This is a genomic window from Winogradskyella echinorum, from assembly GCF_014297365.1.
Lineage (GTDB): Bacteria > Bacteroidota > Bacteroidia > Flavobacteriales > Flavobacteriaceae > Winogradskyella > Winogradskyella echinorum.
Map to the genome: position 1 here is coordinate 209,220 of NZ_JACOQD010000001.1, position 15,325 is coordinate 224,544.

Genomic DNA, 15,325 nt, shown 5'->3' on the forward strand with positions numbered 1-15,325 from the left:
TAACCTTAGTGATTTTTTAATACACCCACAGATTCAAAAAGCTCCTCGATGATATGCTGGAGATTGCTTGGTGTAACTGCTCTGAAATACTCTAGTAAGTCTTGAGTTGTCGCATATCTATCAGTCTGCATTTTTAGTTTGCCGTTTTTTGTATTCCAATCTTCAAGAAAATATTTTAATGCTAAATTCACATTCTCTTCGCCAATTGCTTTTTGAAATTCGTACATATTGATTGCTCCTTTTGCGTAATAGACATAATCTTGATTTTCTACGAGAGTAAGAGATGGTTCTTTTTTACTTTCTTGTTGTATTCCTTCTTTATATTTATCCATTTGAAGCGCTAAAAACTGTTGCACTTTTTCTTCGGAATAATGTTGCTTTAAAACCATCAATGCTGCATATTGAGATAAGGTTTCTAAGACCATCAATTGTCCTTGTACATTTGCAGCTTCCACTTGCATACCAAACCATTGGTGAGCTACTTCATGCGCAGTCACATAAAAAGCCATATCAACATCTTTTTCGTCATCTATATCTAACACAAATCCAATAGATTCTGAAAATGGAATAGTTCCAGGAAACGATTGTGCAAATGTTGCATAACGTGGAAACTCCATAATACGTAGTTGCTGGTATTGATAAGGACTGAAGTTGTTACTACAATAATCTAATGAAGCTTTCATAGACTTCATCATTCTATCGATGTTATATTCATGTCCTTTTTGAAAATAAATTTCAAGGTCGACAGGCTCAGTAATCCCCTTATTGCTTGTCATCCATTTGTCTTTTTTAATTTCATAGTCAGCAGAAACTATTGCGTAAAAATTAATAATAGGGGTATTTGTTTTATAGTGAAAATAATTACGATTATTTTCTGTCCATTCCTGCAATAAATCTCCAGGAACCAAAGCCGTTTGATCTTTGGATGTACCAATAATCATTTCAAAATTAATACCATCAGAATCACCACCAGATCTTGCATTGACTAATTCTTTAGGGTCATCTATTTTAGCTTTTTTAGATCTCCTTGATAAGTTATGATCTCGTCGTTCATCTTCATCTTGAAGTTCATATTTTTTATTGTAACCCAAGGTTGGAAACTGTTCATTGTTGAAAAATGTACCATTGTAAACTATATTGGTATTAGAACGACCTTGCTCAAAGCCTTTGGTTGTAAAACTTTGCTTAAAATACATTTTTACAGAATCACCAGGTTGTAAAGCTTTCTTCAGGTTAAAAATTGAATAATCAAACTTTTTATATTGATGATTCGTCGTAAAACCACCTTCGAAAGCGATACTGTCTATCGTAACATTTTCTTCGAGAAGTTTTTGAATATGGATGGATTTTATGTTTTCAATTGATGTGTTTTTTAACATATAATACCCTTCTACTGTGTAGTCTCGTTTAGAAGGATATAGCTCTAATTGTAAGTTTAAGTCTACTATTTTTGGTTGCGTTATATATTCAAATTGTTTCAATTCTTTTTCATACGCTACTCTAAATTCAGTAGCTTCAGAATTGCTCCAATATTCATTTAAAATATTCGTATTGTAAAATATAAACCCTCCAATAATTATAAAAGCAAAAAGAATGATGTCAGTAAACTTTATGAGTGGCTTGCTGAACTTATACTTAGCAATTCTTGTTCGTTTTATTAAATTGGTTTCATTTCCTCTAACAGCGACTAAAGATCCTATGATTAATAAAAGGATTCCGAAAAGAAACCAATACAATTTAATGAGTAAATAGGGTTGTAAAAAATGCCCATAACCATTCATCTCTGAATAAGCACCTAAGGAACTTCCTCCAAAAAAGTGTAAATCATGATCAAACCCCAACACGGCAATAGCTACATTGACAATACTAAATACAATCACCAAAATGATACCTACAAACTTATTATTCACTAAAGATTGTATGAAAAACGCTAAGCAAGTAAAAATGGATAATAGGGGTAGAATTTCTAAAAAGAATCCATTAAAATACACTTGCAATTCATAGTTATAATAGCCACTTAGCGTTTGGAATAATATCCCTGAACTTATTAAAGCAAGTATTAATACGACATAAATTATGTTTAATCCAATAAACTTTCCAGCTAACCTTACAAAACTTGACATGGATGTAGCATCATAAATTAAATTCAACTTCGCACCTCTTTCTTTCCACACCAATTCTCCTGAATAAAAAACAAGGATGATGATAAAGAAAAAATAAGAGGTTTCCTGAAGTTCCTCAACTATAAAATAGGTTGCAGGATAACTATCAACTCCATATACCGTTCCAAGATTTACAGAATTGATTAAGATGATAATCATTCCGCAAATAACTATTCCCCAAAATGATGGTTGTTTAAAAATACTTATAAAATAAAACCACGAAAACTCTTTTAATTGTGTCCATTTAGATTGTAAACCATATTGTTTTTTAGCTTTAGGAATCATCACATCACCAACTAAATTAGTACTTTTATCTACCAGCTTTTGAACTTGCTTTCGTTTTGATTTCTTTTCTTTAACCAGATTGAAATTGAATTTTTTATATCCATAGATTAATGCGATAACACCTAATAAAACCCAAAATAATTTGTTGTATAACAAGGCACTAATAAATGGAAGTTCTTGAGTGCTCTTTTCTAAGACCGACCAAGTTTTTGTAATATAGGTTGTTGTTGTTAATGAAAATGGATCAAAAATAGCTTGCCAGAAATCATTAGTAATTGCTTTGGTTAACAAAAACACCACAAACAAAATAACACCCTGAGTGTATACAACTACTAAATTTCTAGTTAAAGCTCCAGTTACAAAAAACAATGATGCACCAAAAAACAACGTTGGTAGCGTTACCATTAGAAAGGTCTTCATATAAACAAATGCATTAAAAGCCAATTGATCATCTGGACTATTCCAGGGCATAAATTCACCCAACATCATACCCAAAATAATTCCTGTAAATACAAACAGCAAAACAGTAAATGCGCCTAAAAACCGACCAATTAAATAATCTCTTTTTTTGATTGGTGTAGAAAATAGTAATGATTCTATCTCATACTCAAAATCTCGCAACACAGAAACGCCCATAATCATTGAGGCTAAAATCATAAAGAATCCGGTTATAGCTCCCATTGTTTTCGCTATGACTACGGGTGAATTTCTTTTCATTAGACCTAATTCAGTACCTTGAAAAATAAAATCTACACCAACAATTGAAAACAGAAATATAAATAAAAAGAATACATAAGTGTCTGGTCGTTTAATTCGATATTGAATTTCGAACTTAAAAATTTCATACCACATAATTAAATAGATTTAGTTTTAGTTCTATTGAAAATTTCTGAGAAATACACATCTTCTAATTCTGCATTAATGGCTGTAAATCCATCTCCAGGATTGATCTCGCTTATTATATGAATGGTTGGTTTACCAAGAAATAATCGTTCACTGATGACCTGATAATTTTCTTTATATAGGTTCAATTCTGATTTCTCGATTGTTTTTTTATAGACTTTATCTTTTAGGCCTTCTAGTATCTGCAACGGCTGCCCTTTTAAGCATACTTGACCTTGATTAATAATGGCCATATTTGTGCAGAGTTCTTTGACATCGTCAACAATATGGGTAGATAAAATAACCACAGTATGTTCTCCGAGCTCGCTTAAAACATTGTAAAAGCGATTGCGTTCTACAGGATCCAATCCTGCTGTTGGTTCATCTACAATAAGTAACTTCGGATTGTTAAGTAAGGCTTGTGCAATGCCAAATCGTTGCTTCATCCCACCAGAAAACCCTTTCAGATTTTGTTGTCGCACGTCATATAAATTGGTTTTATACAAAAGTGCTTTCACTAATTCTTTACGTTCGTTTTTATTGGTGATGCCTTTAAGCACTGCGAAATGATTGAGTAATACTTCTGCCGATATTTTTGGATACAAGCCAAATTGTTGCGGCAAATACCCTAATACCTGTCGCAATTCATTTTTTTGTTGTAAGACATCGATGTCTCCAAGAACAATGGAACCAGAATCGGCTTCTTGCAGTGTTGCAATAGTTCGCATTAACGTAGACTTGCCTGCACCATTTGGGCCTAATAGACCAAACATCCCTTTTGGTATATCAAGTGAAATGTTTTGTAAAGCTTTAATCCCGTTTGAATACGTTTTTGATAGATTGTCAATTCTGAGTTCCATACTGTTCATTTTTTGATTGATTGAGACAAACATATAAGCGTTTTTAGCCTTTAAAAAGTGTTAGTGACACAAACACATGCATTAGTGACAAACACATTTTTTTAAGGTATAAAGACACCTCAAAACACATTTAGGATTGTTTGTCACTGATGAGATACTGTTTGTCAACTTATTTGTCTGAGGTGTTTTATTTAATTAATATTGAATTATGAATTTTAAAATACCAGAAAGAAAAAGGAAAACTATCAAGCGGTTATATAAAATAGCGCTGGTTATTATAGGCTTAGCCATCGTCATTTTTAATGACACTTTTGGAAAACTAGAAGGGTTTGTAGAATTTATTGCATTGTACTTTATCCTTGTGTTTATTACCATTGCACATTGGCTATTTAAACAAATCAAATCACTAATAAGATTGAAGAATGAAAAAGTAAAAACAGAATTAATGCATTTAAAGAGTCAAGTGAATCCACATTTCTTTTTTAATATGCTTAATAACCTTTATGGATTAGTGGATAAGGATTCTAAGAAAGCTCAAGAGCTCATTCTAAAACTTTCTGATATGATGCGCTATAGTATTTATGATGGCGAAAAAGACAGGGTTTTACTGTCTGAAGAAATAGCTTATCTCGAGAATTATATTGAACTTCATAAAATGCGTTATCATAAAGCGATTGATATACAATTCAATATTGAAACAAACGACACTAATTATGAGATTATGCCACTTCTTTTCATTATTCTTTTAGAAAATGCCTTTAAGCATGGTGTGGAAAATTTAAGAGAAAATGCTTATGTTCATATCACATTAACAGCGCATAATAGTGAATTGACCTTTGAAATAGAAAACAATTTTGATGAAACACAAGATAACCCTGAAACAGGAATTGGATTAAAAAACCTAAAACGACGATTAGAATTGGTATATCCAAAAAAGCATACCTTAACAATTTCCAAAACAGATACCATCTATAACGCTACATTGAATATTAAGGGCTTATGATTACATATATCATTATAGACGACGAACATATTGCACACGATATTATAAAAGGCTATTGTGATATGCTACCAAATTTAGAATTCAAAGCAGATTGTTATGATGCTATAGAAGCTATTGACTACTTAAGCAAACATGATATAGATCTCATTTTTTTAGATTTGAATATGCCTAAATTAAAAGGATTTCAATTTTTAAAAACCTTATCATCTCCACCAAAAGTTATTGTAACCACTGCGTATAGTGAATTTGCGATTGAAGGCTACGAATTAAACGTTGTTGATTACTTGTTAAAACCGTTTAGTTTTGAACGCTTTTTGAGTGCTATTAATAAAGTGACCTCTTCTGATACCAGTACAATAAGAAAAGAAAGTAAAGAGACTATAAAACCTGAAGGACAACATATTTTTTTAAAACAGAATAATAGTCATATTCAGGTAGATGTAGATGATATTCTATTTATTGAAGCCTCAGGCAATTATACCAAAGTTGTTACGAGTACTAGTACTATCAGCATTCGAGAAAAAATATCGGATACCATAGAACTGCTTTCTGATAATGATTTCATACAAGTTCATAAATCATTTGCGGTTGCAAAAAAGCACATCTTTAGAGTAGAAGGAAATAGAATTTATATGGGCGATCATGTTGTACCTATTGGCAAGCTATATAAAACAAACATTAATCAATTATTGAGGTAATTGCTATTGCCATGTCAATATATAATCTAGTCTGAAAATTCGTAAGGATTTTCATGAGTAGGTGAGTACTAGCAATGAATTACTCAAGAGGTTACTACAAGTATTTTATATCTTATTTCAGATGTTCTATTACCCATTTTTTTATTTCGTTCAATGCTGTTGGGGAAAATGTTTGTTCTATTTTTCTATATTCATCCATCTTTCCAGTTTCACACTCCTGAAAGAAGTGGTTTAAGTTTTCTAATTCCACTATTTTATAATTTTTATTCTGGCCTTTGATTAGTGCTTGTCTTATAGCTTCTTGATTAATTTTTGCATTTACTTGCGTGTCTTTACTGCCATTTAATGACAACACTGGAATTTGTAATTTTTCAATTTCATCAGCAGGATTGTATTGTAAAAAATAGCGTGACCAAGGTTGTATACTTGTTTTAAGTTGGTTTTCTATAAATGCATTGATATTCTTTTCTGGTACGTTTAATGATGTTAAAATGGGTCTTAAAAACTCATTATAATGAGTTGTCAATTCGATTTTAATTTCTGTTTTACTCTTATTAGAGATTACAATTGCAATCGCTTTTCTTGTGTTTTTTTCATAAGCCACCTCATCTTTAACAGGAAATTCTCTCAATGTTTTAGATTGCATTACAGATAGTTCTGTTCCCGAAATTCCGGTAGAAGCTAATAACACCATAAAAGCGACATCTTTAGAGTTGTTAGCCGCTAGAGGTGCGATAATACCACCTTCACTATGACCAATCAAACCTATATTTTTAATATCTACATCGTTTCTAGTTTTTAAGTATGCGATGGCACTCAAAACGTCTTTGGAAAAATCTTCTGTGGTTGCTTTACCAAAATTTCCTGTAGATTCTCCAACTCCACGATCATCAAAACGCAATACGCCAATGCCTTGTCTTGTTAAATAATCTGATAATACTAAAAAAGGTTTGTGTCCCATAAAACTTTCATCTCTGTCTTGTGGACCACTTCCGCTAATTAAAATTACTACTGGAAATTTTCCGTTTTTATTGGGTAAGGTTAAAGTACCTGCTAATGTTATGTTGGCTTCATTATTTTTAAAAATGACTTCTTCTTCATAATAAGGGTAGGGTTTTACAGGTTCCTGCGGCCGTTTCGAATCCTCTATTTTTATAGTTCCTTTTTTTAAGTTTAGGACCATTTCTATGCCACCTTCCTTGTAAATACCTTCAAATTGTTGTGCTTCAGTATTAAAAACTCCTGTATAGTTCATTCCAACATTAGAGCCATCAATAATTAGCTTTCCATTTGTAAAAGTTGTAGCTGATGGTTTGATGCCAGCAATTCTAAACGTTGGAACATCCATAGTAGTTGAATACGTAGCGTTTTCTTGTTTTATATTAAAAACAAAAGTGATTTCTTTATCGCCTCTTTTGGTTGTTCCGTTCCAATGTCCTGAAATATCTTGAGAACGTGCACTAGTAATGGCGAGTAAATTTAAAAGTATGATAATTGTTAATGTTTTCATGTTCGTTAAATTTTGATTGGTGATGTCTAGGCCAAATTTTCGTTAGCCTTGTGGTATTAAAAAATAGTATTACTAATTTAGTAATCGAAGCTATTTGAAGAGAGATTTAGTTAGATTTACTTTAGAGCACGTTTCCAGCTTCTTTAGCTTGAGCATCCTTACGGCGACCTATTAATGCGCCAATAAATAGTCCCATACAAATGCCAACGGAAATCCCTAAAGACCTTTCAAAACGCTCACCTATTAGAATTCCAGCTATAACTCCGAATAACATTCCTAAAGTTACACTCAGGTTTGTATAGTATCCTTGAGAAGTCAAGGAAAAGGTGTCCTTTAAATAGGTCTCAAATTTACTCAGTGCGTTTTTAAAGATTTTTTTTCTATTGTCTGGATTTGAGTTTAGTTTTAAGCTATCCAGTTCCATTTCTATAGAATGAATTTCATTAGCGGTGAATGCTCTATTTTCTAATTTTTTAAGAATCTCAATAAATTGAGTATAAATCTTAATTTCAGATTTTTTAGAGGATTCAGTTTTTAAACTTTCAAAAAAGTTAATTGCATTTAATAGTGTCATAATTTTTACTGTTTTCTTGGTTAGTGGCCCAAACCAAAAAATATTACACCAAAAATTTATTTATTTTAAAAAATCACACTAAAACACCTTATATTCAGGTGTTTAGCTTCTTAAACTTTCTATATCTGTCATCAATTCTTCTAGTTTTTTGAATAGTCTTCCATAAACGATGTTTAAATCCCATTTATAAATTCGACCTCCAACAAGGAATAGCAAAACCAAGATGACTGCCACGATAACAATTCCGATGAGTGGGATTCCAAATATTAAATAGGTATCTGGAAAACCAACAAGTATTTCATTTACAAGTCTTTCACCTAAAGGCATGCCTTCGGCATCTTTAAACCAAAAGCCTAAAACCAATGACATGAATATAATTGGATACAAAAACCTTGAAAATCTCTTGTTGATAGATACCTGTTTGTTTATCCATTGGTTAAATGCTTTTAAGTATTGATAACTGCTAATACCTATATCGATTTTCTCTAAATCGTTTAATAACCTCTTATTAATAACAACAAGAACTGAAAGAGTAACAAAAAATATGATACCTGTTATGGGAATTCCTATAATGAAAGAGACGACTAAAAAAGCAAACGAGAATGCCACAATGGCAATCAAATTTATTTTAAACATTCTTTTAAATTTATCAATGATATGAATTGATTTTTGGTTGTAAAGATTGTTTATTTTTGGGACTACTAGTGCGTCGCTCTTGAGAAAACCTTCTTTCCAAATGTTTTCAATTGATTTTTCCATCTAATAATTTTTTTAATCTAGTTTTAATTCTTTTAACACGTACACCAATATTATTTGGGTTCGTTCCTATAATTTCAGCAATTTCCTTTTGCGATTTTTCTTCCAAATAAAGCATGATAACGGCTCTATCTATTTCCGATAGTTTTCTTATGGCATCATATAATAAATTTAGAGATTCGTCTGAAAACGCGTAGTTGTTTTCGGTTTCTTCAGCAGTTATAGAATCAGACACAAAATGCTGAACATTGTTTTTCTTTTTCTTAAGTAAGGTTAAACAGACGTTTAATGAAATGCGATACACCCAAGTGCTCCATTGCGATTCTTCGCGAAAATTGTCCTTACTCCTCCAGATTTGTAAACACACTTCTTGGTAATAGTCTTCAAAATCTTGTTGTGAACTGGTGTAAGCTCGACATAATTTGATAATTATTCCTGCGAATGGTAAAATGGATGTGTTGTAAAAATCGCTACTCAATAGTGTTGTTTTATTGGTTGGTGGCTTAAATTAGGAATTATTACAGGTTAATGTCAAAATTGATTTTATTTTATTAATCGATTTACATTAAGCTTATACATTTTTCCTATTGGAATTTTGTGATTCCTTAGATGTATTCTATTACCTTCAATTAATTCTATTTTATCTATTGAGATAATAAAAGATTTGTGAATCCTTATAAATTGTGTCTCTGGTAAATTATGTGTAAAGGATGTTAGCGTTTGATGAGAAACAATCACTTTATCAACCATATTAATCTTTACATAGTTTCCATAGGCTTCTAAAAACAGAATGTCCTTTAACTTTATCTGGTAGTATTTTTTATCTTCCTTTATAAAAATCTTAGTGTCTTCTATGGTTTCCGTATTTTGTATTGGGCTGGCTTTAATTGATAATGCATCGGAAACTTTACTAACAGATTTTACAAAACGACTGAAATTAAATGGTTTTAATAAATAATCGTCAATATTCAATTCATAACCTTCTAAGGCAAATTCCTTGTAGGCTGTAGTAATGATAATTTTTGGCGGATTAGAAAGTGTTTTTAAAAACTCTAAACCAGAAAGCTTTGGCATATTTATATCTAAAAAAATAAGATCAATAGAATGCTTATTTAAATAGTCTAGGGCTTCAAAAGCATTATAACAACTTTTTTGGAATGATAGATAAGACAAATTACTCGCATAATCTTTAATATTATCATGAGAGGCAGTTTCGTCGTCTACAATTATATATTTTATCATTTCTTATATATATCTAATGTTGTTGAATAGGTGTTTTCTTCAATTTTATTATACAATTGATGTGTGTTTGGATATAATAAATTTAAGCGATCTTTTAAATTTTTGAGCCCAATACCTTTGTCTTCTGATGATTCTTCAGCATCATAATTGTTTTTAACTGTGAAACTTATTTTATTTTCATCTTCAATAAGTTGTAAATGAACAAATGCATTATCTGTTGCTTTTTCAATGCCATGTTTAAAAGCATTTTCTAGCAAGATAATGAATAACAAAGGTGCCACTTTTGTTTCTGGATTTTTAATTGATTTTTCAAAATTCACATCAATGTCTTTATGGTATCTGGCAGTTTGTAAATCAATAAAATTTATTAAATAATCTATTTCATCTTTTAACTGCACGTTTTCCTTTCCGCTATCGTAAATAGTGAATCGCATTAAATCTGATAATTTTAGGACATAGTCTTGAGCTGCATCAGCATCCTTTTTTATTAAGGCATACAAATTGTTAAGTGTGTTAAAGAAAAAATGAGGATTTATTTGATTTTTTAATAGCATCAATTCGGCTTCTAATTTATCCTTTTTAAGTTTTTGAATACTTTTTCGGTATTCGTAGGTCCAATAGAAAATTAAATAAGCAACTGCAATTGCTAAAAGAATTCTTACGCTATTCTTTAGAAAGCCTCCATCTAAATCTGTAGTAGCATCAATAGCAAATATTAAAAGCGGAATACTTATTCCTAAAAAGAGATATTTTAATCGAAGGTTAGAAGTCCCAAATTTTATTTTTTCAGTTTGAAAGAGATAATTCAAAAGGGTGTAAAAGACTACTAAACCCAATGAACTTGAAAGCACTGCGAATATTTCGCTTTGAGCGTTTCTTAAGATTAGCATCAAAATAATAATGATTACAGATAGAACTGCTGCTGCTTTATAAAGTTTTTTATGTGTCATGATTTTAATTTATTTATGATTTTGACACAAATCTATATTGCATATTCAAGGTTACAGCTTTTATTTTATGAACGTCTCTTTTCATATTGTAAACGTATCAAATTTAATGATAAAGGTACTTTAAATATCATAATGAGCTGATTACCATTTGATACGCTAGCTTCATCAAAATAGTTCTAATTAACGAATATTCAGCTCTAGGTTTACATCGAATTTAAAACTAAATACATATGAAAACTTTAATTACAATTATTACAATCGCATTATCAACCTTATTTGTAAATGCTCAAACGAGTTCTGAGAAAGAACTATTAAAAACTTTAAATGAAACTACACCAAAGGCATTGCAAGACAATAAAGTACCTGGATTGGCATTGGCTATTATTAAAAATGGCGACGTTATTATTAAAAAAGAATATGGGTTTTCTGATGTATCAGAAAACGAGATTGTAAATAGTAAAACAGGCTTTAATATTGGTTCTATATCAAAAATGTTTACAGCTTGGGGAATTATGAAATTGGTAGAAGACCAAAAACTTAATTTAGATGCTCCAGCTTCAAAATATCTTTTGAATTGGAAATTACCATCTAGTGAATTTGATTCAGATAAAGTAACTATCAGGAATCTATTGCAACATACTGCAGGTTTGTCTGTTCATGGTTACAACGGTTATGAAACTAAAGATGAATTAACTTCAATTGATGCATCGTTATCCGGAACTACTAATCTAGATGAGAAAGTAGAACTCGTTATGGAACCAGAAAGCAAATGGAAATATTCAGGTGGTGGTTATTCTATATTGCAATTAGTTATTGAAGACGTTAGTGGGAAATCTTTTGCGGATTACATGAAAGAACATATTTTTAAGCCTTTAAAAATGAAACAAACAAGTTTTAATATTAGTAAAAAGGTTTTAAAAAATTCTGCAAAGGCCTATGATGAAGAAGGAAATGAAATCCCATTACGCCTTTTTAATGCGCAAGCAGCAGCAGGTTTGCATACAACAATAGATGATCTTATTCTTTTTGCAAAAGCATCATTTTCAAAAAATCCTGTTTTGTCAGAAGAAAGCATTGCTCTTTTGATAAAACCTACCGAACTATCCAAAGGGAATTACGGAATGGGTTATATGATTATGAATCGTTTTGGGGATTTTACATTATCTGGTCATGGTGGTTCTAATGAAGGATGGCAATCTGGTTTTATGCTCGATTTTGAATCAAAATCAGGTATTATTATCCTTACCAACGGCTCTAATGGAAAAAACGTTTTATTTGGAAACCTGCAAGATTGGGCAAAATGGCATGGAAGTAATTAATTTAATGTCTTAATTTTTGTAACGGTAAAATCTCGTTCACGGTCAACATTTTTTATGGCTATAATAATACTTTCTGGCATTAAATTGTTTCGGTATCTATTGGAACTCATAAAATGTACTATTCCAGATGCTGTTTTAAAATGAGTATATCCATCCAATAATATGATAATTGGATATTTTTTCGCCACTTCAGTTGAATCATTATATGAATCAGGAATACTTATTAAACAAGTTCTTTCTTCATTTAAAATACTAGATTTAATAATGAACTGACTTCCAATTATAATATCCGTTTTATTCTGTCCGAACGTCGTTTGTGCTCCAAAAAGAAGAATACATAAAATCACAAATGTAAAAGTTCTCATAGTTTGCTTTATATGTTTGGTAACAAATATTTTCGACAACGTACCACCTGTGGCTTTCATTTCTCCAATTTCATAAGTGGTATTATCACACTTCGGACATTTGTATTTCATAGTTTTATATTTTTTGAGTTGATACTATATGGCTGTTAACGATGATATTCATTGCCTTTTATTTTAAAAACTTAAATCGAGGACTATATATCACCTCTTTTTCATTGTTTATTCTCAGTGTGTTGATCAATATTAAAATTAAATTGGCGACATACAAAAAGCCAATAACCATAAAAAATGTACTTAACGTTATTTGGTCTGTGAGTCCAATTTTTGATATGGTGAACAATACTATTGGGATAAAAAATAACAGAATGGTCCACGTGATTTCGAAATTGATTAAATCTTTACCCAACTTATTACTATTTTTTATCTTACCTTTTTTTGATGTCCAAAGTATAAATGGAATTAAAACCCCTAGCAATGGAAAGACCAGAAATAACAGTGCAGAGAGATTGAGATACGTTAAATACTTTTTATCTTCTTTTACGGACCAATCTATCAACTCATCTGGACTTACATTTAAGGCATTGGCTAATCGCTTCAATGACTCACCTGTAGGGTTTGATTCCCCTTTTTCGATGCGTTGAATAGTTCGTAAACTTAAACCAGATTCTTCTGCTAGAAATTCTTGTGACATCCCTTTCTGGTTTCTCAATTCTTTTACTCTTAAAGCTAAATAGTTATTATCCATTTTCTAAAGGTTTGTTTTTAGTTAAAGTTTTTCTGTACCTCATTATTGTTATGGTTACTATTCCTAATAAAAATCCAGGAACCAATTGAACTAACGACCCATAAATCACATGATTTAATAGCGCTTGCCCAAAATTATCATAATATAATCCATAATGAGTGCCAATTTCCCATTTTGTATCTACCCACCAAAGTATAGCAACTGGAATCCTTGAAATAGGTGAGTAAATAAGTAAGCTTAATAAAAGAATCTTGTAAGCTTGTTTTTGATTACCTAATTTAATACCTAGATATATAGCAATCCCTAAGGTAAGCCAAAGTAGCCCGATAATAAAAATAGCATTTTCAGGCAATCCCAATAATTCTAAACCATATCTAACTGGAGTTAAAATTAATGCAATTATGATGGGTGCTTTACCATAATAAATGGCTTGCTGTAAAGATGTTTTTTCCTTGTTTTTCATCCTAATTCTTTTTTGCGATAATTTTACGACCAGATTGATTCATCGTTAAGCTAATAACATTATTCGCTTCATTTTTATTAAACGTGATTTCTGCATCTACAATTTTTACAAAAAAATGATTTTGAGTTTCAGCAAATAATTCAACCTTTTTAGTTTGACCTGGAGCTAATAAGTATAATTGATTTGTGTTATCCAATCCTATAGTAAGGTTTACATTTGGTTTAACCTCGTAAGTACCTGTATAGTCACTTAATATTTCAGAAGGTACATTAATTGATTTTCTCTCAGGTTGATTATGCTTAGCCTCTGTTATTTTATCATCTGGTATACTTACAAATAATTCAGCAACTTGTTTCGCCACGTTATTTACATTCTTACAATTACAGTTGGTTAATGCAGTTATATACAGTTTCTCTTTAGGTAAAAACAGCGCAATACTGGTAAACCCCTTCGTACTTCCTGTGTGGGCAATTACAGGAGAATTCCCCAATTTCGAAAATCGAAAACCATATCCATAAGGTACTCTTTTCCCACTGTTTAATGAGGTTGGTGTCATAGCTTGTTTTATACTAGAAGCTTTTAAAAGTGTGTTTGAAAGTAATGCATTTTGCCATTTTAAAAGATCCTCTGTGGTAGATAAAATAGCTCCCGCGGAATATGCTAAAGACAAATTGATATCATCTGATTTTACAAAATCATTTTGTTCAATGATATAACCCTTAGTAGGGTTTGGAATACCTTGTTTCGTATCTCCACAGGATGAATTCTTCATTCCTATTTTATCAAAAATATGTTGTTCTATAAAATCACTGTAAGGTTGTCCAGAAACGATTTCAATAATTCGCCCTAGTATAATATAGCCGGCATTGCTGTATTTAAAACGCTCTCCTGGTTTAAACTCCAAAGGTTCATCTTTAAAATATGCAATAAGTTCTGTAGGTGACATATTAGTTTTAGAAATAAAACCCTTGTCACCAACAGGTGTTCTGTTTTTTATTCCCGAAGTATGATTCAATAGATTGTGAATGGTAATATCTTTTCCAATCTCGACATATTCAGGAATGTATTTTCCAATATTATCCTCAATATTCAGTTTGCCTTGCTCTGCTAGCATTAAAATTGAAACTGCGGTAAATTGTTTTGTAATTGAACCAATCTGAAATACACTACTCTTTTGTAAAGGTGTATTTAATTCTAAATTAGCTTTTCCAAAAGATTTACTATAAATAGATGCTCCTTCTTTTGCTACCAGAATTGAAATACCAGGCTCGTTTTGATTGTAACTTATAGCAACTATGGAATCTATTTTTGATTCATAGCTCTGACTAACGCTAAAATATGTAATGAAAAGAAAAGTGAGTGTTGTAAAAAAATTATTCATTGATTTGTATTTAATGTTCATGGGACAAAATTAAATACAAACCTTACTGGCACTTGCGCCAAGCTTATGACATCTTTATGACATCTGCGCTTATTCCTTTAAATAAAGGCACATTTAAACTTTATTTTAC

Annotated in this window: 15 protein-coding genes; 3 read left to right on the forward strand and 12 right to left on the reverse strand. The window is 31.0% G+C overall.

The genetic code is table 11. The annotated features are described in order from the left end of the window. Positions 1-5 precede the first annotated feature (5 nt). The gene (locus H8K90_RS00900) at positions 6-3,299 is read right to left on the reverse strand and encodes an ABC transporter permease/M1 family aminopeptidase (protein ID WP_186844064.1); all 3,294 of its coding nucleotides are present in this window, start codon (positions 3,297-3,299) and stop codon (positions 6-8) included. A gap of 2 nt (positions 3,300-3,301) precedes the next feature. Beyond that, positions 3,302-4,189 (reverse strand): ABC transporter ATP-binding protein, encoded by an 888-nt coding sequence (locus H8K90_RS00905; protein ID WP_186844065.1) that lies wholly within the window; start codon positions 4,187-4,189, stop codon positions 3,302-3,304. A gap of 208 nt (positions 4,190-4,397) precedes the next feature. Here H8K90_RS00905 and H8K90_RS00910 point away from each other — a divergent pair, with 208 nt between their 5' ends. Next, on the forward strand, positions 4,398-5,192 hold the full coding sequence (locus H8K90_RS00910) for a sensor histidine kinase (protein WP_186844066.1): 795 nt from the start codon (positions 4,398-4,400) through the stop codon (positions 5,190-5,192). Beyond that, on the forward strand, positions 5,189-5,890 hold the full coding sequence (locus H8K90_RS00915; RefSeq protein ID WP_186844067.1) for a LytR/AlgR family response regulator transcription factor: 702 nt from the start codon (positions 5,189-5,191) through the stop codon (positions 5,888-5,890). Before H8K90_RS00910 ends, H8K90_RS00915 begins: the two co-directional genes overlap by 4 nt. A 112-nt stretch (positions 5,891-6,002) precedes the next feature. Here H8K90_RS00915 and H8K90_RS00920 read toward each other — a convergent pair whose 3' ends face one another. From H8K90_RS00920 to H8K90_RS00945, 6 genes are all read right to left on the reverse strand, one after another. Further along, the gene (locus H8K90_RS00920) at positions 6,003-7,400 is read right to left on the reverse strand and encodes an alpha/beta hydrolase family protein (RefSeq protein WP_186844068.1); all 1,398 of its coding nucleotides are present in this window, start codon (positions 7,398-7,400) and stop codon (positions 6,003-6,005) included. 121 nt (positions 7,401-7,521) lie between these two features. Beyond that, complete coding sequence (locus tag H8K90_RS00925) at positions 7,522-7,974, reverse strand: hypothetical protein (protein WP_186844069.1); 453 nt, start codon at positions 7,972-7,974, stop codon at positions 7,522-7,524. A gap of 102 nt (positions 7,975-8,076) precedes the next feature. Further along, positions 8,077-8,733, reverse strand: a complete 657-nt coding sequence (locus H8K90_RS00930; RefSeq protein WP_186844070.1) for a hypothetical protein — start codon at positions 8,731-8,733, stop codon at positions 8,077-8,079. Continuing rightward, on the reverse strand, positions 8,717-9,208 hold the full coding sequence (locus H8K90_RS00935; RefSeq protein ID WP_186844071.1) for an RNA polymerase sigma factor: 492 nt from the start codon (positions 9,206-9,208) through the stop codon (positions 8,717-8,719). Before H8K90_RS00935 ends, H8K90_RS00930 begins: the two co-directional genes overlap by 17 nt. Positions 9,209-9,273: 65 nt before the next feature. Further along, complete coding sequence (locus tag H8K90_RS00940) at positions 9,274-9,972, reverse strand: LytR/AlgR family response regulator transcription factor (RefSeq protein ID WP_044633815.1); 699 nt, start codon at positions 9,970-9,972, stop codon at positions 9,274-9,276. Continuing rightward, a complete protein-coding gene (locus H8K90_RS00945) occupies positions 9,969-10,922 on the reverse strand; it encodes a sensor histidine kinase (RefSeq protein ID WP_052823525.1) in 954 nt (317 codons plus the stop codon). The genes H8K90_RS00940 and H8K90_RS00945 overlap by 4 nt, the downstream gene beginning before the upstream one ends. 230 nt (positions 10,923-11,152) lie before the next feature. Here H8K90_RS00945 and H8K90_RS00950 point away from each other — a divergent pair, with 230 nt between their 5' ends. After that, positions 11,153-12,241 carry a serine hydrolase domain-containing protein gene (locus tag H8K90_RS00950; RefSeq protein ID WP_100818301.1) on the forward strand — a complete coding sequence of 363 codons (1,089 nt, stop codon included), beginning with the start codon at positions 11,153-11,155 and terminating at the stop codon, positions 12,239-12,241. Here H8K90_RS00950 and H8K90_RS16930 read toward each other — a convergent pair. From H8K90_RS16930 to H8K90_RS00970, 4 genes are read right to left on the reverse strand one after another with little or no spacing between them, the layout of a single operon-like run. After that, entirely contained in the window at positions 12,238-12,717 is a 480-nt protein-coding gene (locus tag H8K90_RS16930) for a zinc ribbon domain-containing protein (protein ID WP_246457469.1), read from the reverse strand. The genes H8K90_RS00950 and H8K90_RS16930 overlap by 4 nt on opposite strands. 58 nt (positions 12,718-12,775) lie before the next feature. Beyond that, positions 12,776-13,351 (reverse strand): helix-turn-helix domain-containing protein, encoded by a 576-nt coding sequence (locus tag H8K90_RS00960; RefSeq protein ID WP_186844072.1) that lies wholly within the window; start codon positions 13,349-13,351, stop codon positions 12,776-12,778. Next, entirely contained in the window at positions 13,344-13,814 is a 471-nt protein-coding gene (locus H8K90_RS00965) for a hypothetical protein (RefSeq protein WP_186844073.1), read from the reverse strand. Before H8K90_RS00965 ends, H8K90_RS00960 begins: the two co-directional genes overlap by 8 nt. A gap of 1 nt (position 13,815) precedes the next feature. Beyond that, positions 13,816-15,195 (reverse strand): serine hydrolase, encoded by a 1,380-nt coding sequence (locus H8K90_RS00970; protein ID WP_186844074.1) that lies wholly within the window; start codon positions 15,193-15,195, stop codon positions 13,816-13,818. Positions 15,196-15,325: the final 130 nt, after the last annotated feature.